Below are 17,217 nucleotides of genomic sequence, written 5' to 3'. Positions count from 1 at the left end.
CTTGACTCCTCGGTGATCCGCCTGCAGCAGACCCGGTTGCATCGTCAGGTGGCTCTGTCGGGGGAGCGCCTGCGCCACTGGGAGGAGAATCCCTGGCGACGGCTCTCGCTGGTGCTGATCACCGGATTTGGGGCCTTCTTCTTCGGAGGAGCGGTGAGGATGCTCACCGGAGCCCTCTCCTACCTCGATCCCCTCGCGGCCCTGGTCTGCATGGTGCCGATCGAGCTCTCGATCCGCTGCCGCCGCTGGCTGATGCAGCGCCCCCAGGATCGACTCAGCCTTCAGCTGGTGGACGCGGGACGCATCGGCCTTCTCTACGGGCTGCTGCAGGAGGGCTTCAAGCTTCTCTGAGCTCGTCGCCGCGGGCGGCCAGCAGATAGAGCAGGGCCATGCGCATCGGGATGCCGTTTCGCACCTGCTCAGCCACCAGGCAGCGCTTAGTGTCATCCAGCAGATCGCCGCTCATCTCCACGCCCCGGTTCACCGGGCCCGGATGCAACACCGGCACTGAGGGGCCGCAGAGCTGCAGCCGGGCCTGGCTGAGGCCGAAGCGGCGATGGTAACTCTCCAGGCTGGTGAGCAGGTGCTGGTGCATCCGCTCCCGCTGCAGCCGCAGGGTCATCACGGCATCGGCACCCGGCAGGGCCCGCTCCAGCTGGCGCTCGATCCGGATCGAGCCGCGGCTTGCCACGGGATCCATGGCCTGGCCTGGGGGCGGGGCCGCCACGAACTCGGCGAAGGCCTCGGGCAGCAGCGTGGGCGGGGCGCAGAGCACCACATGGGCGCCGCAGGCGGTGAGCGCCCAGAGGTTGGAGCGCGCCACCCGCGAATGGAGCACATCGCCCACGATCACGATCGTTCGGCCGTTGAGCGCCGCCGGTGTCGGTTGCTCCGGCGCGAAGTGACGGGCGAGGGTGAACAGATCGAGCAGCCCCTGGCTCGGGTGGCTGTGCAGTCCATCACCCCCGTTCAGCACCGCCACCGGTCGGCCACCGCCCCTTTGCTCCCGGTCGAGGTCACGGGCCAGCGCCGCCGGCACTCCGGCGCAGCGATGACGCACCACCAGCACATCGGCGCCCATGGCCACGTAGGTGAGGGCGGTGTCGAGCAGGCTCTCCCCCTTGCTCAGGGAGCTGGAGGAGGGAGAGAAGCTCTGGACATCGGCCGAGAGGCGACGGGCCGCCAGCTCGAAGCTGCTGCGGGTGCGGGTGCTGGGCTCAAAGAACAGGCTCGTGACCTGCCGGCCCTGCAGGGCGGGCAGCTTGCGGGAGCCGCTCACGGGCATCACCCGGAAGCGCTGAGCCAGCTCAAGCACGGTGGCGAAATCCTCGAGGCTGAAGGCCGCCAGATCAATCAGGTGCCGGTGGGACCAGCCGCTCACGGCGCTGCTCCCGTCTGGGGGGCCGCTGGCAGCAGGGCTGCTGGCTCCAGGGCCAGGGATCGCGCCGGGGTGCGATCTCCCCTCGCCCGGCGGCTGACACTGCGGCTGGCCTTCAGGTACCAGCGCCAGGACAGCTCCACCCCCCGGGTGATGCCGATGCGGGTGGTGGTGACCAGCGGGTCCTGACCCTGCAGCTCCTGCTGCTGCCACCAGGCCAGCAGGGCCGGGGGCCGCGGCGCCAGCCACACTCCGCCAGCGGAATCCACCGGCTGGCCGTCGTGGCGGCGATCCAGGCCGAAGCGGCGGGCCAGCAGGGCGGGGCCAGCGGCGGTGCGTTCGGACTCACCCGCCAGGGCCACGGCCCTCAGCAGAACACCGTTGGCCCAGCCCTCACGGTCGGTGACCACATTCACGCAGTGATGGATGCCATGACTGACGTAAACGTAGAAGCGCCCCGGCGGGCCGAACAGCGTTTCGTTGGAGGGAGAGCGGCGCCGGTGGCCATGGCAGGCGGGCTCGCTCTGGCAGTAGGCCTCGGTTTCCACCACCAGGCCCCGGAGGCAGCGCCCATCCTCGAAGCGGCGCAGCAGCTGGCAGCCCACCAGGTCCGGACCCACCAGATGGGCGCCCCGCGCGAAGAAGGCGGGCGTCAGGAGATCGAGACCCCCAGCGCCAACGACGGCAGCGGCTGCGGAAGCGGCCAGACTGGGGCTTGTCACCCTTTCATGGGGTTGGCCCCTGCCCGTCTGTCGCGTCTGTTTCGTGTCCAACGCTCTCTCCAGCTTCAATCTCGGCACCGTGCTGCTGGCCGGCAGCGGTCTGTTCTGCCTGGCGACCCTCTACTTCGGCACCCGGGGCGGTTACTACGACAGCGACGACTACGACGGCAACGGCACCGCCCACTGAACTCCAGGCGCCTGACCGCCGCCGGGCTCAGCCCTGGCGGCGCAGCTGCTCCGATTCGGGACAGTCTTCGGCGGTGCCAAGATCCTCAGCCCTGGCCGTGCGGCTGAACAAGGCCAGGCGCGTGCTCACCGCTCCGATCGAATCAAGGCGAACGCTCTCTTCCCAGGTGTGCAGTTCTTCATCGTCCTCCTCGTCGTAGCGTAGAGTGACCAGATCGCCAGCGATCTCCACCACCAGAGCCTGCTCGATCCAGCGCTGCTGATCGCGCAGGAACACCCAGACCGGTCGCTTCTCGCTGCAGAACTGATCCAGCTTGCGGTGCAGCATCCTGAGTTCCGGCTCCAGCGGGCCGAGTGCGGATCGGGGCCCGGATGCCGTCAATCCTAGGGATACTTCAGGGGTTCCCTCGTTTCGGCCCCCGCCGCCGAGCTGTCCCCGGTGACGATCTCCTCGCCCCAGACCGCCGCGCCGGCCGGCAGCCCGCTCCCAGGCCCTGCCGCCAGCGTCGAGGCGATCCGGCTGCAGCTGCGCAGCTGGCCCGAGGTGGAGGAGTATCTCCAGGGCTGCAAGGGGGTGATCGTGCCCCTGGGTTCCACCGAGCAGCATGGCCCCACCGGCGCCATCGGCACCGATGCCCTCACCGCCGAAGCGGTGGCCCTGGAGGTGGGGCGCCGCACCGGTGTGCTGGTCACGCCCGTCCAGGCCTTCGGCATGGCCGAACACCACCTGGGCTTCGCGGGCACGATCAGTCTCCAGCCCTCAACGCTCCTGGCCGTGATCCATGACGTGGTGCTCTCCCTGGCCCGCCATGGCTTCGAGCGGATCTTCGTGATCAACGGCCATGGCGGCAACATCGCCACCACCCGGGCAGCCTTTGCCGAGGCCTATGCCACTGCCGCCAGCCGGGGGCTGGCGGGGGCTCCCGGGCTGCGCTGCCAACTGGCCAACTGGTTCATGGCCGGGCCGGTGATGCGGGAGGCGCGTGAGCGCTACGGCAAGCGGGAGGGGCACCACGCCACTCCCAGCGAAATCGCCCTCACCATGCACCTGGAGCCGAGCCTGGTGGCCAAGCAACGGCCCCTGCCGGAGCCGGCGCCCGCCGGGCCGATCCACGGGCCCGAGGATTTCCGCCGGCGCCACCCCGACGGACGCATGGGCTCCGACCCCTTCCTCGCCAGCGCCGACGACGGCCAGCGCTTCCTCGAGCTGGCCGCCGAGGCCCTCAGCCAGGATCTGCAGACCTTTCTGAGCGAGTGAGCCGGAAGCGCCCGGGCTGCTCCAGCTAGGTTCAGCCCAGACAAGCAGCACCGCCACGATGGGCAAGATTTCCTCCGACGACGTGCGCAAGGTGGCCAAGCTGGCTCGCCTGGAACTGCCCGAGGCCAAGATCGCCACCTATACCGGCCAGCTGGAGCGGATCCTCGAGTACGTGGCGCACCTGGAGCAGGTGGACACCGAGGGGGTTCCTCCCACTACCAGGGCTGTGGAGGTGGTCAATGTGACCCGCAACGACGATGTGGTGGCGACACCCGTGCGTGAAGAGTTGCTGGAACTCGCCCCCCAGCGTGAGGGCGACTTCTTCCGGGTTCCCCAGATCCTGGCCAGCTGAGCCGCTGGGGCTGATCCCCTCAGCCGGCGGAAGAGCGCGGCACCGGTGAGACGGCAGTGCGGTGCAGCAGCGAGATCAGGTGGCGGCGAGAGCGAGCCGTGGGCATCAGCGCGGCGATTGGACGCAGGCGGCTGCGTCGGCGCTTATGGCTGCGGATGCCCAGGAAGATGTCGTAGAGGAAATTGATGCCGTCGTGGGGAGTTTCGAACAACCCGAGCCGCTGGGGAGATCCCTTGGCATCGAGCAGTGGCTTGGTCGCCCGGTAGGCCGGCTGATACTCAAACCAGGGAATGGACGGCCAGAGGTGATGGATCAGGTGGTAGTTCTGACCCATGATCAACCAATTCATCAGCCGGCTGGGGTAGACCCTGGCGTTGTGCCAGCGGTTGCGCGACTTGAAGGGGCGGTGGGGGAGGTAATCGAAGAACAGCCCCAGCGTGACACCCACCATCAGAGCCGGGGCGAACCAGCAGTTGAAGATGAACGACTCAAAGCCGAATTTGAAGGCGGCCAGAACAATCGAAATGAAGATGGCGCGAGCCAGGCCCCATTCCAGCAACTCCCACTTGCGCCAGAGTCGGTGGCGGAAGAAAAAGACTTCGTGATAGAAGAACCGCGGTGCGATCAGCCAGAGCGGCCCGAACGTCGAGACGATGTGGTCGGGATCGCGCTTCGGATCATTGACATGGGCGTGATGCTGCAGATGGACCCTGGTGAACACCGGGAAGCTGAAGCCCAGCAGCAGCGCAGCCCCATGGCCCATCACCGCGTTCCAGAAGCGGCTGGGGTGGGCCGCGTTGTGACAGGCGTCGTGAATCACCGTGCCCTCCAGGTGCAGGGCCAGGAATCCGAGAGGCAACAGCAGCTGTAACGGCCACTGGGGCACGAACCAGCCCCAGATCGTCAGCGCCGCCAGGCCGTAGCCCCCGAGGAACAGCGCCACGGTGGGGTTCCAGGCCGATGGCGGATCGAGGAATTCCTTCGGCACCGACCGGAGCGTGGTGCCTGAGGGCAAAGCATCGAGGGCAGGTTCGGGCGACAGGGCCAACACTTGGGTCATCGCCGCAGACCACCCCTCGACAAACGGGCTCCCACCTTACGGGCACCAGCCTGGCGGCGGCTAGGCCACCACCCGCCGTTCATGGGCTGGGGCCGGCAGCTTCAGGCTGCTCAACCAAGACAAACCCGCCAGCAGGGCCGAGCACCACAGGCAGGCCTGCATCCCCCCCACCAGGAACACCCCACCTGAGAGGAGCGTTCCGAGCAGGCGCCCGCCGGCGTTGGCCATGTAATAGAAGCCCACGTTGAGGCTCACCGAGTCGGCATCGGTGTAGGCCAGCACCATGTAGCTGTGGATCGAAGAGTTCATCGCAAACACCGCGCCGAAGGCCGCCAACCCCACCACGATCGCCACCCCCGGGCTGGCCACTTCGCGCCAGAGCGCCACCGCGATCAACGCCGGAATGGCCGAGAGCAGGGCACTCCAGAACTGCACCGCCGAGGGGCCAGGCGGGCCGCCGCTGCCCCAGGCGCGCCGCAGGTCGGGTGCCGAGGCCTGAACGATCCCGTAGCCGATCACCCACAGGCCCATGAATCCCCCCACCTCCCAGAACTTCCAGCCCAGGGCGGCCTCGAGGAACACCGGCAGGGCCACCACGAACCACACGTCGCGGGCGCCGAACAGGAAGAAGCGGGCCAGCGAGAGGATGTTGATGCCAGCGCTCTTGGCGAACAGGGTCGAGAAGGCCGGCTTCTGCTTCATCTTGCCGATCTCGCCGGGCAGCACCAGGGTGCCGAGCAAGGCCAGGAACAGCCCAGCGGCCATCGCCGCCACCGCGGTGGCGAAGCCCAGGGTGGTGAGCAGCACGCCGCCGAGAAAAAAGCCCACCCCCTTGAGGGCGTTCTTGGAGCCGGTCAGCAGGGCCACCCAGCGGAACAGGAGCTGTTCCCCCTCGCCGGGGTCTCCCGGAGTTTCGGGCACCACCGTCTTGATGGCGCTCTTGGCGCTCATCTTGTTGAGGTCCTTGGCGATGCCGCTGATCGCCTGGGCCGCCATCACGTAGAGCAGCGAGAACAGCCTTGGCCAGCTGTCTGACACCGGCACCAGCATCAGCAGGGCCACGATCTGCAGCCCCAGACCGGCCCAGAGCGTGAGCCGCAGGCCGAAGCGGGCCCCGAGCCAGCCGCCATAGAGGTTGGTGACGATGCCGAAGGCTTCGTAGAACAGAAACAGGACGGCGATCTCCAGGGTGGAGTAGCCGAGCTGGTGGAAATGGAACACCACCAGCATGCGCAGGGCGCCATCGGTCAGGGTGAAGGCCCAGTAGGAGGCGGTCACGACCGCGTACTGCTGCAGCGCCGTGAGCTGCTTCATGGGATAGCCGCCACATGGCAGGCCAGATCCGCCATCCGGCAGCTGTAGCCCCATTCGTTGTCATACCAGGCGTACACCTTCAGCTGGGTGCCGCCGGTCACCAGGGTGGAGAGCCCATCGACGATGGCGCTGCGGGAGTCGTTGACGTAGTCGATCGACACCAGCGGCCGGGTTTCGTAGCCGAGGATTCCCTGCAACGGCCCATCGGCGGCAACCGCGAAGGCAGCGTTCACCTGCTCGGCGCTCACCTCCTGGTTGAGCTCGAACACCGCATCGGTGAGCGATCCATGCAGCAGCGGCACCCGCACGGCATGGCCGTTGAGCTTGCCCTGCAGTTCGGGGAAGATCAGGCCGATCGCCCGCGCCGATCCGGTGGTCGTAGGGATCAGCGACTGCAGGCAGGAGCGGGCCCGGCGCAGATCGCTTTTGAAGCCATCCACCACCACCTGGGTGTTGGTCACATCGTGGAGGGTGGTGATCGAGCCGTGGCGGATGCCGAAGGCCTCGTGCACCACCTGCACCACCGGTGCCAGGCAGTTGGTGGTGCAGGAGGCGGCGGTGAGCAGCCGGTGGCGGCTGGGGTCGTAGCGCTGGTGATTGATGCCGAACACCACGTTCAGCGCCTCCTCGCCGGCGACCACCCCCTTCACCGGGCAGGCCACGATCACCCGCTGCAGGCCCAGATCGCTGAAGTAGGGCTCGAGAGTTTCGGGTGTTTTGAACCTGCCGCTGCATTCGAGCACCAGGTCGACGCCGGCGGCGGCCCAGGGCACGGCGGTGGGATCGGCGTGCTGGCTGTAGCCCACGGGCTGAAGGCCAAGCAGTAAGCCCGATCCGCCCGTTTGCACGGCCTCGGGCCAGCGGCCATGAACCGAGTCGAACTCGAGCAGGTGAGCAGCAGCTGCGGCATCACCCGCCGGGTCGTTGACATGCACCAGTGCGATCCCGGGGCGACCCCAGAGAGCGCGGAACACCAGGCGACCGATGCGGCCGAAGCCATTGATGCCGATCTTCATCCGGAAGGCACGCGGTGCGCCGACCATAGATCAACTAAACTTGATTCAAGATGTGTCGCCGATCACATGGCCGATCCAAGCGCTGGTGCCAGAGATCTTCTGCAGGCAAGCAGGTCCGCCTCCCCCAGCGCGTGAGCGGCCTCACTCCGGCGATCCAGTGGCTGCGCTCCAGCCGACGCGGCCATGTCGCCCTGCTAGCCGGCCTGGTCGCCGCCTGGCTTGTGCTCTACCGGATCAACGAATCCCTCTGGGAAATCGTGCTGTTCGGCTGGCTGGGCCTGGTGCCGGAGCAGCGGCTGAGCGAGACGCTGCGCTTTTTCTTCTACGACTCGATCAAGATCGCCCTGCTGCTCAGCGGCATCATCTTCCTGGTCACCGTGCTGCGCACTTATCTGAGCGTGGAACGCACCCGGGCCCTGCTGGCCGGGCGCCGCGAGGGGATCGGCAACGTTCTGGCCGGTCTGCTCGGGGTGGTGACTCCGTTCTGCTCCTGCAGTGCGGTGCCGGCCTTCATCGGCTTCCTGGCTGCGGGCATCCCGCTGGGGGTCACGATGAGTTTCCTGATCGCCAGCCCGATGGTGAATGAGGTGGCGATCGGCCTGTTGTTGAGTCTGTTCGGTTGGAGGATCACGCTGATCTACATCAGCTCCGGCCTGCTGATCGCGATCCTGGCGGGATGGCTGCTTGGCCGTCTGCGGGTCGAGCGCTGGGTCGAATCCTTTGTCTACGAGACCAAGCTGCATGGCCAGGCCGTGGATTTCTCGCAAGGTCTGTCCTTTGAGCAGCGGCTGCAGATGGGCGCCGAAGAAGTGCTCTCCATCCTGCGTCAGATCTGGCTCTATCTGCTGGTCGGCATCGGGGTGGGGGCGTTGATTCACGGCTGGGTGCCCACCAACTTCTTCGCCAGCTATGCCGGTCCGAGCAATCCCTTCGGCGTTCTGGTGGCCGTGGGGCTCGGGATACCGCTCTATTCGAATGCGGCGGGTGTGATGCCGATGGTGCAGGCGCTCCACGAGAAGGGACTGCCGATGGGCACCGTTCTCGCCTTCATGATGAGTGTGGTGGCCCTGTCGGTGCCGGAGCTGATCCTGCTGCGCCGGGTGCTCAAGCCACCCTTGCTGGCCGTCTTCTTCTCAGTCACCGGTCTCGGCATCGTGCTGATCGGCTACTTCTTCAATGCCCTCCTGTCCTGATCCTTTTCCCTTCCCACCATGGACATCAAGATTCTCGGCAGTGGCTGCAGGAAATGCATCACCCTGGAAGATCACGCCCGCAAGGGAGCTGCTGAGCTGGGCCTCCAGCCGAGCATCGAAACGATTCACGATCCTGTGGCCATTGCCGGCTATGGGGTGATGCGCACACCGGCGTTGGTGATCGACGAACGGGTCGTCGTGGCGGGACGGGTGCCCGCTGCCGATGAGGTCCGATCCCTGCTCAGTTCAGCATCGGCGCCATGACCTGCCTCTGCTGAATCAGCACGATCGATGAGACCAGAGGCCAAAGGCCACCGAGGGTCTAACGATGGGCTGGTGGTTTGAGCGCAAGGCCGGCCTGACGCCAGGGGGATCGGACAACCCCAGCCACCCATGAATCAACTAAACATGTTGTGTTGGCCAGGATCGATCCGATGGCTGTTGCCAGTGCGCCCATCCACGCCGACCAGGCCAGGGCCCTGCTCAAAGCCCTCGGCGATCCTGTGCGCCTGCGGGTGATCGAGGCGCTCGGTGGTGGCGAGCGCTGCGTCTGTGATCTGGTCACCGACCTGGGCCTCGCCCAATCGAAGCTCTCCTTCCATCTCAAGGTGCTCAAGCAGGCGGGGCTGCTCGCCGATCGCCAGGAGGGCCGCTGGATCTACTACCGCCTGCGACCCGAAACCCTGAGCGCCCTGCAGGCCTGGCTCACCGATCTGGGTGCCCACTGCGGCGCTCCCGCAAAACCCTGCTCCTGAGGAAGCTCAGACCCCCTTCGGCAGCACCAGCTCGATGGCGGCTCCGCCGTCGGGATGGTTGCGGGCCTGCACCCGGCCCCCATGGGTGAGGGCGATCTGCTGCACGATCGCCAGGCCCAGGCCACTGCCGGACTGCTGGCTGCGCACCCGCGACGGATCACCCCGGTAGAAGCGCTCGAACAGGTGGATCAGATCCTCCGGGCTGAGGCCAGGGCCGTGGTCGCGCACTTCCAGCTCCCACCAGAGACCGCTGCTGCCCACACTCAGCTCCACCACCCCGCCATCGGGGCTGTAGCGCAAGGCATTCTCGAACAGGTTGAGCAGGGCGCGGTGCAGCCGTGAGGCATCGGCCCAGAGCAGGCTGGCCTGGCGCTGGCCGCTCACCAGCTTCACGCCACGGCTCTCGGCAAGGGGCCTGAGACTGCTCCAGGCTTCATCGGCCAGCTCCCAGAGGTCGAGCACCTCATAGCGGCGCTCATCGAAGGGGAGGCTGTTCTCCAGGCAGGAGAGTTCCAGCAGATCTCCCACCAACTCCTGCAGCCGTTTCAGTTCCCGTTGCAGGCGCTCCACCAGCACACCACTGCTGCCGCCCGTGCCGCCGGCCTCCCGGCCCGCCTCCAGCGCCAGCCGCTCCCCCACCAGCATCAGCGCCGTGAGGGGAGTCTTGAGCTCGTGGGCCACATCACTCACCCAGCGGCTCTGCTGATCAAGCTGGGATTCCAGCGATCGCCGGCTGTTGATCCAGAGCGCCACCCAGCCCTCGCCCCCCGCCAGCAGCACGGCCTCGAGCGGTTCATTGCCCTGCCACCACTCCAGTCGCTGGGGCCTGCCCCGGCGGCCCACCAGCAGGATCGCCTCCTCGAGTTCCGTCTGCTGAATCACGGCGCGCAGGGGCTCCCCCCGCACCAGCCGATCGGCAGGGAGTTGAAGCAGGCGCTCCGCCCGGGGGTTGATCGCCTGAATTCGCTGCTGCCCATCGAGCACCAGCCAGCCCTGGGGTGCACCCTCCAGCCAGGCCAGCAACTGCAGCCGCCCCAGTCCACCCAGCGCCGGCCGGGTCTTGGATTCGTCGACCGCCGCCAGGCCTCGCCGCCTGTCTCGACCAAGGGCGATGGCCCAGCCAAGCCACACACCCAGGCCAAGGGCCAGCAACAGCGTCATGGCCAGGGCTCAACCGAAGCGGTAGCCGAAGCCCCGCACCGTGAGGATGTGCTCGGGCGCGGAAGGATTGACCTCAAGCTTCTCGCGCAGCCAGCGGATGTGGACATCAACGGTCTTGGTGTCGACCACGTAGTCGGTGCCCCAGACCTGATCGATCAGCTGGTTGCGGCTCCAGACACGGCCAGGGTTCTGCATGAAGAACTCCACCAGCCGGTATTCCTTCGGGGAGAGATTCACCCTCTCGCCCTCCCGGGTGACGCGGAACTCGTCGGGGTAGAGACTCAGGTCTCCATGATGAATGATCTGGCCGACGGGGAAGCGCTCGATCGTCTGCTGACTGCGGCGCAACAGGGCGCGGCAACGGGCCACCAGTTCGCGCAGCCCGAACGGCTTCACCAGATAGTCGTCGGCGCCGAGCTCCAGTCCCAGCACCCGGTCCGTTTCCGTGTCCCGGGCGCTCACCATCAGGATCGGGGTGTGGGGATCACTGCGGCGCAGATGGCGGCAGACATCCAGGCCCCCGACCCCCGGGAGCATCAGATCCAGCAACACCAGGTCGAAGCTGGCTGAACCCTGGCGCTGGGACGCATCGATCTGCTGGATGGCCTGACGGCCATCGGCGGCGCAGGCCACCTCGAAACCTTCCTGTCCCAGCGCCTCTTCCAGGGTGGTGCGGATGCCGTCGTCGTCATCGACGATGAGCAGACGGGGCATGGGAGTATCCGGGCCCTCGGGCTGACTGATCAAAATTAGGTCATCCGGGCCAAGGGGAAAACAACTGACGTCAGCGGCGCCGGGGCAGGTGGCTGATCACCAGGTGACGCTGGGCATCGATCTTGAGCCAGCCCTCATCACGCAGCAGGCCGATCAGCCGCGTGACCGTGACCCGGGTGGTGGAGAGGGCGCTGGCCAGCTCCTGGTGGGTGAGACGCAGATTGAGACGCAAGCCATCCTCGCAGGGCTGGCCGTAGTCCTGGGCCAGCAGTTCCAGGAAGCCACGCACCCGCTCTTCCACCCGGCGCAACCCCAGCAGGGAAAGCAGGGTTTCCGTCTGGCGATGGCGGCTGATCACGGCCTGCATCACCGCCATGGCCAGATGGGGCGCCTGCTCGATCTCCGCACAGGAGAGGCAGAGCAGATCGGAATCGGTGAGGGTGAAAGCCTCATACGCCTGCACATTGGTGAGCGGTTCACCGAAGGGCTCGTTGGGTCCGGCCAGACCGAGCAGCAGCGGATCGCCGTGAATGGTGACGGCTTCGAGTTTCACCATGCCGCGCACCACCAGCCAGATGGTGTTCTTGAGCAGCGGGACGGCACTGCCGGCGCCGATGTGCAGGAGCTGGCGCTGCCGGTAACTCGTTTCGAGGACATCCCGGATCGCATCGCTGCGGCCGGCATCGCGAAAGGGAGTCGAAACCATGGCCTATCTCCGGTGACACAGCGGAGTGTATGGACAATGACCGACAAGCCAGCAAAGGTTGGATAAGGGGGCGGTTAACCCTTGACTAAGGCATCGCCCCCTTGGCCCCGAGGGGCCGTGAACTCAGGAGCCGATGTTGCCCACGGCTTTCTTGGCCGAATTGAGCACACTGCCGCGCAGAGGGACATAACCGAGGTCATCGGCTTTGCCCTGGGCCTTGGGGCTCAGCAGGAAGGAAATCGCCTGGCGAATGCGCGGGGCCTTGGCACCATTGCCGCTCTTGTACGCCAGCACCCAGGTGAGAGTGGAGATGGGGTAGCTGTCGGCACCGGCTGGGTTGGGATCTTCGCCGGCGAGGCTGGCGTTGAGGCGGATGTTGTTCAGGGCCGCCGCTCCACTCTTCAGGTTGGGCATCACGAACTTGCCCGCCTTGTTCTGCAGGGCTGCCGCCTTGATCGGACCCTTGACGTAGGCCTGGTTGAGGTAGCCGATCGATCCAGGGGTGTTCTGAACAACACCGGCAACGCCCTCATTGCCCTTGCCGCCCACGCCCACGGGCCACTTGACCGATTTGCCCTCGCCCACCTTGCTCTTCCAGGCCGGGGAGAACGCGGAGAGGGAGTTGGTGAAGGCGAAGGTGGTGCCGGACCCATCGGAGCGATGCACCACGGTGATCTTGCCTGGTGCGCACTTGAGTTGCTTCCAATCGGTGATCACGCCCAGGAAGATCTCACTGGCCTGCTTCTGGGTGAGTTTGAGGGAACAACCTCGCTTGTTGTAGGCGATGGCGATCGTGCCACCCACCGTGGGTAGTTGAACCACACCGCGCTTCACCTTGGCGGCATCGGCAGCGCTGATCGGCTCATCGGTGGCCCCGAAGTCCACGGTGCCGGCAATGAACTGGCGCACACCGGCACCTGAGCCCACCGATTGATAGTTGACCTGAGGACCGCCGGAGCTGGCGAGATCAGAAAAGGCGCGTTGATAGAAGGGAGCGGGGAAAGTGGCTCCTGCTCCGTTGAGGGTGTTTTGAGCCGTGGCCGCGGCACCAGCACCAAATGCGGTCAGAACACTGAAGACAAAGGCCTTCTTCACGAAGGTCATCACAAACGCCAATGGGGAGCGAGTCCTAGTTAGCAACACGACAACCCCGCGCGTCTTATGGCCTGGTTAAGCTTGCTTCAAGATCTGGATTGACTCTCAGAATCACCTTGCTTTCTGATCCTTTTCCGATCATTCACATCCGTCATCCTCATGCGGCCCCGCCCTCTGGCAGATGCCTGCCAGCCGGGGTGGAGAGTGGATCTGCCCAATCCTTTGCAGGTCATGAGCCAGGACAGCGACGATGTCTTTGACTTCCTTGCCCGAATCGACTCCGACGAGGAGCTGCGCGAAGCGCTGAACCTGGTCGAATCAGCCGAGCAAGTGGCCGAACTGGCCAGGGAGAGGGGCCACAGCTTCTCTGCCGCTGCCTTGCTTGACCTGTTCAGCCGCTGCAACGAAGCTCCACGGGCCCGGGCGGGGCTGATGGATGAAAAGCTGATCCGGGTCCACCTCAAGCGCGATCAGCTGCGCTGAGCCACGGCTGCCATGGCGCTGCACCTGCCTCCTTACCAACCCCTTCCCCCTCCTCCCGAGGAGCCAGACAGCCTGATTGAGGTGGCGGTGGCCGAACTGCGGCCCTGCCAGCTCTGCATCGGGCTAGCCGAGATCCGCCACCGCCAGGCGGATTTCGCCCGAGAATCGCCCAAGGAACGGCGGCGCTACCTGCGGCGCAAGCCGGTCCCCCTGGTGCGCGACGCCAGTGGGGCCCTGTGGATGGTGGACCGACACCACCGCCTGCGTGGCCTGCTGGAGCTCGAGCCCGACACCACCGCCTTCGGCTACGTGATCCTGCAGCTGGCCAGCCATGACCCCAGCGCGGCGCTGGAGGCGTTGGCCCAACGCGGCTGGCTCTACCTGCACGACGGCCGCGGCCAGGGCCCCTGGCCTCCCGAGCGGCTGCCCCAGAGCCTGCTGAGCCTTGACGACGACCCCTACCGCAGCCTGGTCTGGAAGCTGAAACAGGAGAAGGTGATCTCGCCGGCTCCGCTGATCCCCTTTCACGAATTCCGCTGGGGGGCCTGGCTGCGCAGCCGCTGCCTGCCGCCCTTCAGCTCCCTCTGCCTGGAGCCGGCCCTGCCGGCAGCCCGGGCTCTGGCCCGCTCCGCTGCGGCCTCACGCCTGGCCGGCTGGAGAGGCTGAGCGTCTGGTGCGCCACTCTGAGCATGGCCCTGATCGGCGCCGAAAGCAGGGTCGAGGCTGGCCAGGTAGCGCTTGCGTTGCCCCGACGCCCAGGGCTCATCGATGCAGACCCCGAGGGGAAGAAGCCGGATCGGCTCAACCTCGGCGCCTGCAGCAGACATTGAAGACGTGTCCATGGCGCGAAAGCTAGGCAGCAGCCGCGTTGGCGACTGTGCGCTGCATGGCCATGGACAGTGCTTGCGAACACGGTCAACCCCTTTCTGGCCATGGACGGCCAGGCCCGCCAGAAAGGTCCAGAATGTCGCGGACGGTTCCAGCGGTTCACACCCTGGAGGCAAGGAGGAAAGTTCGGTGTGATGGGGCCTTGCGGGCCCCATCGAATCCGGCACTGTCCCGCAGCTGTGATGGGGCTCCACTGTGGAGGCGCCCCTCAGTCAGAACGCTCGCCGTCCCAGTTCACCAACCCCCCGGCGCGGACCGTTCCCCCTCGATGAGCAGATTCCCCAGCAGCAGCACCCTGGTCCTCTACACCGGCCTGGCCGCTGTGTCCTTCGCCCTGGCCGCCCAGCCGGCCCAGGCCCATGGCTTCGCCCATGGGGGCATCGGCTCAGGCTTCCTTCATCCCCTCGCAGGCCTCGACCACCTGCTGCTGTTGATCGGCGTTGGCGCCGCCTCCGCCGCCATCTCCTCGACCCTGCTGATCTGGGCCCTGGCAGGCGCCGTCGCCGGTGGAGTGTTTGGAGCGATGGGCGGCAGCCTGCCCTTCGGGGAACTGCTCGCGGCGCTGGCCATCACCGCCGTGGCCGGCTCGATCCTCTGGGCCGAGGGCAAGGGCTCCAGCCCGCGGCTCAGCCTCTGGGGAGGTCTGGTGGCCGCCGCCGTGGCGGTGCACGCCATGCTTCACGGGCTTGAAGCTCCCAGCGATCACACCTCCCTCTCCTGGTGGCTGGGGGCCTTCGTGGGCTCACTGCTGGTGAGCGGCACCACCCTGTTGGTACTGCGCCGTCTCCCTCGCACCGTCACCAACCGGCTGGCGCTGGCCGTGGCCCTCGCCGGTGGCCTTGTGGCCTTTGCACCACTCGCCCTGCTGCTGCGCTGATTGAGCGATGCCCACCGGGGGACTTGAACCCCCACGACCGAAGCCACTGGTACCTAAAACCAGCGCGTCTACCAATTCCGCCAGGTGGGCGTGAGCTGACTGTATCGAGCGGCTCAGAATGGCCCCATCGCCGCCTCTGCCGCCATGCTCGCCACCCTCGGTGGATCCCTGGCACTCCTTGCCGGTCTGCTGGTGCTGCTGCTGCCCCTGCTGGTGCCTGAGCTCAGCCGTCCCCGGGATTCGGTCTGGGGCGCGCTGGTGCTGGTCCTGGGGCTGGTCCTGGTCACCAGCGCCGAGCGCCTCAGCGGGGCACCGATGCTGGCCGTGCTCTGCGGCGGTCTGCTGATCGGCCGGTTGAGCACGGAGGTGGGCCTGGGCCGCTGGCGCCAGCTCAGCCGCGACGAGCAGGTGCGCCTCACGGGCGTGGAGCGCTGGCGCACCAGCCTGCAGCAGCTGGCCGCCGCCCTGATGGGGCTGATCAGCCTGGGGGGATCAACACTCGGGGGCCTGCTCGCCTGGCTGCAGGAGAGGCGCGACGCCAGCACCAAGGCACAAGCAACCACCAAACGCTGGGTTCGCCCGGAGCCTGAAGAAGAAGCCGGCACACCAGAGGCGCCTGGGGCCCCAGGGGAGTCCGCCCAGCTGGTGGAGGCGATCAGCGAAGCCAGCGATCACGACGTGACCACGGTGGAGTCTTTTGCCGAGATCGAGCAGCTGCTCGAGCAGGCCGGCGCAGCGGCCCTCGACGGGGACCAGGCCGGGGGGGCAGACGGGGAGGCCAGCGGCGGGGAAGAGCCCCATGGGGAGAGTGAACCTGATCCCACCCCCACGGGGCAGGAGGAGGAGGAGCCACCTAGGAGCCCCTGAGGGCTGGGGTCGATAATTCGCCCTTGCTGCCCTACAGGCGCCGTGACAGCCAGCCCGGTTTCCTACAAGGACACCCTCAACCTGCTGCAGACGCCCTTCTCGATGCGGGCGAACGCGAAAACCCGTGAACCGGAGCTGCAGAAGTTCTGGGCTGAGCTGGACCTCTACCAGCGGCTCAGCCGCGGAAATCCAGGTGAGGTGTTCACCCTCCACGACGGCCCCCCCTACGCCAATGGCCCCCTGCATGTGGGCCATGCCCTCAACAAGATCCTCAAGGACATCCTCAACAAGTACGCCCTGCTGCGCGGCCGGCGGGCCCGCTTTGTGCCGGGGTGGGACTGCCACGGGCTGCCGATCGAGCTCAAGGTGCTGCAGAGCCTGTCCAGCGCGGAACGCTCGGCGCTGACCCCGATCGACCTGCGCCGCCGCGCCCACGCCTACGCCCTCGAGCAGGTGGAGGCTCAGAAGGCGGGCTTCAGGCGCTGGGGCATCTGGGCCGACTGGGAGCAGCCCTACCTGACCCTGAACAAGGCCTATGAGGCCGCCCAGATCGGTGTGTTCGGCCGGATGGTGCTCGCCGGCCACATCTACCGGGGACTCAAACCGGTGCACTGGAGCCCCAGCTCCCGCACCGCCCTGGCCGAGGCGGAACTGGAATACCCCGACGGCCACACCTCCCCCAGCGTCTACGTGGCCTTCCCGGTGGTGGCCCTGCCCGGCAGCCTGGGCGCCAGGCTCACCGCCCTCGGCCTCACCCATGCCGAGACAGCTACCACACCGGATCCGGGCGATCTGGCAGTGGCGATCTGGACCACCACCCCCTGGACCCTGCCCGCCAACCTGGCGGTGTCGGTGAATGCCTCGCTGGAGTACGCCCTCTGCCGCGTGGGCGATCACGGGGCCAACGGCTATCGCACCAGCCGCCACCTGATCGTGGCCGCTTCCCTCGTTGAGAGTCTGCGCAGCAGCCTGCAGCTGGAGCTCGAGCCCCTGCTCAGCCTCAGGGGCTCGGAGCTGGAAGGGGTCGAGTACCGCCACCCCCTCTTCGATCGCACCAGCCCGGTGGTGATCGGCGGCGACAGCATCACCACCGAAGCGGGCACCGGCCTGGTGTACACAGCCCCGGGCCACTGTGTCGACTACTTCAACACGGGTCGCAAGGCCGGACTGCCGGTGCTCTGCCCGGTCGATG

Annotated in this window: 22 protein-coding genes, 1 tRNA gene and 1 riboswitch; of the genes, 12 read left to right on the top strand and 11 right to left on the bottom strand. The window is 67.0% G+C overall.

Annotated elements, in window-relative coordinates; all coding sequences use genetic code 11:
- Nucleotides 1-351, top strand: a 351-nt coding sequence (locus KBY78_RS07595; protein ID WP_255143080.1) for a DUF565 domain-containing protein, incomplete at its 5' end; no start/stop codon positions are given.
- Here KBY78_RS07595 and KBY78_RS07590 read toward each other — a convergent pair.
- The gene (locus tag KBY78_RS07590) at nt 338-1,381 is read right to left on the bottom strand and encodes an aspartate carbamoyltransferase catalytic subunit (protein ID WP_255143079.1); all 1,044 of its coding nucleotides are present in this window, start codon (nt 1,379-1,381) and stop codon (nt 338-340) included. The two genes, KBY78_RS07595 and KBY78_RS07590, sit on opposite strands and share 14 nt — an antisense overlap.
- The gene (locus tag KBY78_RS07585) at nt 1,378-2,100 is read right to left on the bottom strand and encodes a DNA-3-methyladenine glycosylase (RefSeq protein ID WP_399215515.1); all 723 of its coding nucleotides are present in this window, start codon (nt 2,098-2,100) and stop codon (nt 1,378-1,380) included. The genes KBY78_RS07590 and KBY78_RS07585 overlap by 4 nt, the downstream gene beginning before the upstream one ends.
- Before the next feature lie 43 nt (nt 2,101-2,143).
- On the opposite strand from KBY78_RS07585, the gene KBY78_RS07580 reads away from it, so the two are divergent.
- The gene (locus KBY78_RS07580; RefSeq protein WP_006172340.1) at nt 2,144-2,287 is read left to right on the top strand and encodes a hypothetical protein; all 144 of its coding nucleotides are present in this window, start codon (nt 2,144-2,146) and stop codon (nt 2,285-2,287) included.
- Nucleotides 2,288-2,314: 27 nt separating this feature from the next.
- On the opposite strand, the gene KBY78_RS07575 is transcribed toward KBY78_RS07580, so the two are convergent.
- Nucleotides 2,315-2,614, bottom strand: a complete 300-nt coding sequence (locus KBY78_RS07575; protein ID WP_255143078.1) for a DUF6679 family protein — start codon at nt 2,612-2,614, stop codon at nt 2,315-2,317.
- Between the two features lie 111 nt (nt 2,615-2,725).
- Here KBY78_RS07575 and KBY78_RS07570 point away from each other — a divergent pair, with 111 nt between their 5' ends.
- Together KBY78_RS07570 and gatC are read left to right on the top strand one after the other, a co-directional pair.
- Nucleotides 2,726-3,544 (top strand): creatininase family protein, encoded by an 819-nt coding sequence (locus KBY78_RS07570; protein WP_255143077.1) that lies wholly within the window; start codon nt 2,726-2,728, stop codon nt 3,542-3,544.
- Between the two features lie 58 nt (nt 3,545-3,602).
- Nucleotides 3,603-3,896, top strand: a complete 294-nt coding sequence (gatC, locus tag KBY78_RS07565; RefSeq protein ID WP_255143076.1) for an Asp-tRNA(Asn)/Glu-tRNA(Gln) amidotransferase subunit GatC — start codon at nt 3,603-3,605, stop codon at nt 3,894-3,896.
- Nucleotides 3,897-3,915: 19 nt separating this feature from the next.
- Here the strand turns inward: gatC and crtR are convergent, their stop codons facing one another.
- The 3 genes from crtR to KBY78_RS07550 are packed head-to-tail and all read right to left on the bottom strand — an operon-like array spanning nt 3,916 to nt 7,286.
- Nucleotides 3,916-4,956 (bottom strand): beta-carotene hydroxylase, encoded by a 1,041-nt coding sequence (crtR, locus tag KBY78_RS07560; protein WP_037981003.1) that lies wholly within the window; start codon nt 4,954-4,956, stop codon nt 3,916-3,918.
- A 60-nt stretch (nt 4,957-5,016) separates the two neighbouring features.
- A complete protein-coding gene (gene arsJ / locus KBY78_RS07555) occupies nt 5,017-6,270 on the bottom strand; it encodes an organoarsenical effux MFS transporter ArsJ (RefSeq protein WP_255143075.1) in 1,254 nt (417 codons plus the stop codon).
- On the bottom strand, nt 6,267-7,286 hold the full coding sequence (locus tag KBY78_RS07550; RefSeq protein ID WP_255143082.1) for an ArsJ-associated glyceraldehyde-3-phosphate dehydrogenase: 1,020 nt from the start codon (nt 7,284-7,286) through the stop codon (nt 6,267-6,269). Before KBY78_RS07550 ends, arsJ begins: the two co-directional genes overlap by 4 nt.
- 131 nt (nt 7,287-7,417) lie before the next feature.
- On the opposite strand from KBY78_RS07550, the gene KBY78_RS07545 reads away from it, so the two are divergent.
- From KBY78_RS07545 to KBY78_RS07535, 3 genes are all read left to right on the top strand, one after another.
- Nucleotides 7,418-8,479, top strand: coding sequence for a permease (locus KBY78_RS07545; protein ID WP_255143074.1), 1,062 nt, complete (start codon nt 7,418-7,420; stop codon nt 8,477-8,479).
- A gap of 18 nt (nt 8,480-8,497) precedes the next feature.
- Nucleotides 8,498-8,743, top strand: coding sequence for a thioredoxin family protein (locus KBY78_RS07540; RefSeq protein ID WP_006172348.1), 246 nt, complete (start codon nt 8,498-8,500; stop codon nt 8,741-8,743).
- Nucleotides 8,744-8,913: 170 nt separating this feature from the next.
- The gene (locus KBY78_RS07535) at nt 8,914-9,234 is read left to right on the top strand and encodes a helix-turn-helix transcriptional regulator (protein WP_255143073.1); all 321 of its coding nucleotides are present in this window, start codon (nt 8,914-8,916) and stop codon (nt 9,232-9,234) included.
- 6 nt (nt 9,235-9,240) lie between these two features.
- Here KBY78_RS07535 and KBY78_RS07530 read toward each other — a convergent pair whose 3' ends face one another.
- From KBY78_RS07530 to pstS, 4 genes are all read right to left on the bottom strand, one after another.
- Nucleotides 9,241-10,395 (bottom strand): cell wall metabolism sensor histidine kinase WalK, encoded by a 1,155-nt coding sequence (locus KBY78_RS07530; protein WP_255143072.1) that lies wholly within the window; start codon nt 10,393-10,395, stop codon nt 9,241-9,243.
- 9 nt (nt 10,396-10,404) lie between these two features.
- Nucleotides 10,405-11,109: a response regulator transcription factor gene (locus tag KBY78_RS07525; RefSeq protein WP_006172351.1), complete on the bottom strand. Its 705-nt coding sequence runs from the start codon at nt 11,107-11,109 to the stop codon at nt 10,405-10,407.
- A 70-nt stretch (nt 11,110-11,179) separates the two neighbouring features.
- Nucleotides 11,180-11,815 (bottom strand): Crp/Fnr family transcriptional regulator, encoded by a 636-nt coding sequence (locus KBY78_RS07520; RefSeq protein WP_006172352.1) that lies wholly within the window; start codon nt 11,813-11,815, stop codon nt 11,180-11,182.
- A gap of 123 nt (nt 11,816-11,938) precedes the next feature.
- Nucleotides 11,939-12,919 carry a phosphate ABC transporter substrate-binding protein PstS gene (pstS, locus tag KBY78_RS07515; protein ID WP_006172353.1) on the bottom strand — a complete coding sequence of 327 codons (981 nt, stop codon included), beginning with the start codon at nt 12,917-12,919 and terminating at the stop codon, nt 11,939-11,941.
- 222 nt (nt 12,920-13,141) lie between these two features.
- Here pstS and KBY78_RS07510 point away from each other — a divergent pair, with 222 nt between their 5' ends.
- From KBY78_RS07510 to KBY78_RS07500, 3 genes are all read left to right on the top strand, one after another.
- Nucleotides 13,142-13,393 (top strand): Nif11-like leader peptide family natural product precursor, encoded by a 252-nt coding sequence (locus tag KBY78_RS07510; protein WP_037981258.1) that lies wholly within the window; start codon nt 13,142-13,144, stop codon nt 13,391-13,393.
- Between the two features lie 12 nt (nt 13,394-13,405).
- A complete protein-coding gene (locus KBY78_RS07505; RefSeq protein ID WP_255143071.1) occupies nt 13,406-14,059 on the top strand; it encodes a ParB-like protein in 654 nt (217 codons plus the stop codon).
- Nucleotides 14,060-14,350: 291 nt separating this feature from the next.
- Nucleotides 14,351-14,525, top strand: a riboswitch (cobalamin riboswitch).
- A gap of 24 nt (nt 14,526-14,549) precedes the next feature.
- Nucleotides 14,550-15,158 (top strand): HupE/UreJ family protein, encoded by a 609-nt coding sequence (locus KBY78_RS07500; protein WP_255143070.1) that lies wholly within the window; start codon nt 14,550-14,552, stop codon nt 15,156-15,158.
- An 8-nt stretch (nt 15,159-15,166) separates the two neighbouring features.
- Here KBY78_RS07500 and KBY78_RS07495 read toward each other — a convergent pair.
- Nucleotides 15,167-15,248: transfer RNA gene (locus KBY78_RS07495), tRNA-Leu, on the bottom strand.
- Between the two features lie 54 nt (nt 15,249-15,302).
- Here KBY78_RS07495 and KBY78_RS07490 point away from each other — a divergent pair.
- Together KBY78_RS07490 and KBY78_RS07485 are read left to right on the top strand one after the other, a co-directional pair.
- Nucleotides 15,303-16,025 (top strand): Ycf66 family protein, encoded by a 723-nt coding sequence (locus tag KBY78_RS07490; protein WP_255143069.1) that lies wholly within the window; start codon nt 15,303-15,305, stop codon nt 16,023-16,025.
- 42 nt (nt 16,026-16,067) lie between these two features.
- Nucleotides 16,068-17,217, top strand: a 1,150-nt coding sequence (locus KBY78_RS07485) for a class I tRNA ligase family protein (protein WP_399215508.1), incomplete at its 3' end; no start/stop codon positions are given.

Source organism: Synechococcus sp. EJ6-Ellesmere, from assembly GCF_024345875.1.
In the GTDB taxonomy this organism is placed as follows: Bacteria; Cyanobacteriota; Cyanobacteriia; order PCC-6307; family Cyanobiaceae; genus Regnicoccus_A; species Regnicoccus_A antarcticus.
This window is presented reverse-complemented; position numbering and strand designations above follow the sequence as displayed.

Excerpts from the sequence above, each read along its gene's own strand:
- KBY78_RS07550 (WP_255143082.1), bottom strand. The coding sequence starts at position 7,286 with ATGAAGATCGGCATCAATGGCTTCGGCCGCATCGGTCGCCTGGTGTTC.
- KBY78_RS07500 (WP_255143070.1), top strand. The coding sequence starts at position 14,550 with ATGAGCAGATTCCCCAGCAGCAGCACCCTGGTCCTCTACACCGGCCTG.
- KBY78_RS07490 (WP_255143069.1), top strand. The coding sequence starts at position 15,303 with ATGCTCGCCACCCTCGGTGGATCCCTGGCACTCCTTGCCGGTCTGCTG.
- KBY78_RS07510 (WP_037981258.1), top strand. The coding sequence starts at position 13,142 with ATGAGCCAGGACAGCGACGATGTCTTTGACTTCCTTGCCCGAATCGAC.
- KBY78_RS07520 (WP_006172352.1), bottom strand. The coding sequence starts at position 11,815 with ATGGTTTCGACTCCCTTTCGCGATGCCGGCCGCAGCGATGCGATCCGG.
- KBY78_RS07505 (WP_255143071.1), top strand. The coding sequence starts at position 13,406 with ATGGCGCTGCACCTGCCTCCTTACCAACCCCTTCCCCCTCCTCCCGAG.
- KBY78_RS07535 (WP_255143073.1), top strand. The coding sequence starts at position 8,914 with ATGGCTGTTGCCAGTGCGCCCATCCACGCCGACCAGGCCAGGGCCCTG.
- KBY78_RS07525 (WP_006172351.1), bottom strand. The coding sequence starts at position 11,109 with ATGCCCCGTCTGCTCATCGTCGATGACGACGACGGCATCCGCACCACC.
- crtR (WP_037981003.1), bottom strand. The coding sequence starts at position 4,956 with ATGACCCAAGTGTTGGCCCTGTCGCCCGAACCTGCCCTCGATGCTTTG.
- pstS (WP_006172353.1), bottom strand. The coding sequence starts at position 12,919 with ATGACCTTCGTGAAGAAGGCCTTTGTCTTCAGTGTTCTGACCGCATTT.
- KBY78_RS07575 (WP_255143078.1), bottom strand. The coding sequence starts at position 2,614 with ATGCTGCACCGCAAGCTGGATCAGTTCTGCAGCGAGAAGCGACCGGTC.
- KBY78_RS07540 (WP_006172348.1), top strand. The coding sequence starts at position 8,498 with ATGGACATCAAGATTCTCGGCAGTGGCTGCAGGAAATGCATCACCCTG.
- arsJ (WP_255143075.1), bottom strand. The coding sequence starts at position 6,270 with ATGAAGCAGCTCACGGCGCTGCAGCAGTACGCGGTCGTGACCGCCTCC.
- KBY78_RS07530 (WP_255143072.1), bottom strand. The coding sequence starts at position 10,395 with ATGACGCTGTTGCTGGCCCTTGGCCTGGGTGTGTGGCTTGGCTGGGCC.
- gatC (WP_255143076.1), top strand. The coding sequence starts at position 3,603 with ATGGGCAAGATTTCCTCCGACGACGTGCGCAAGGTGGCCAAGCTGGCT.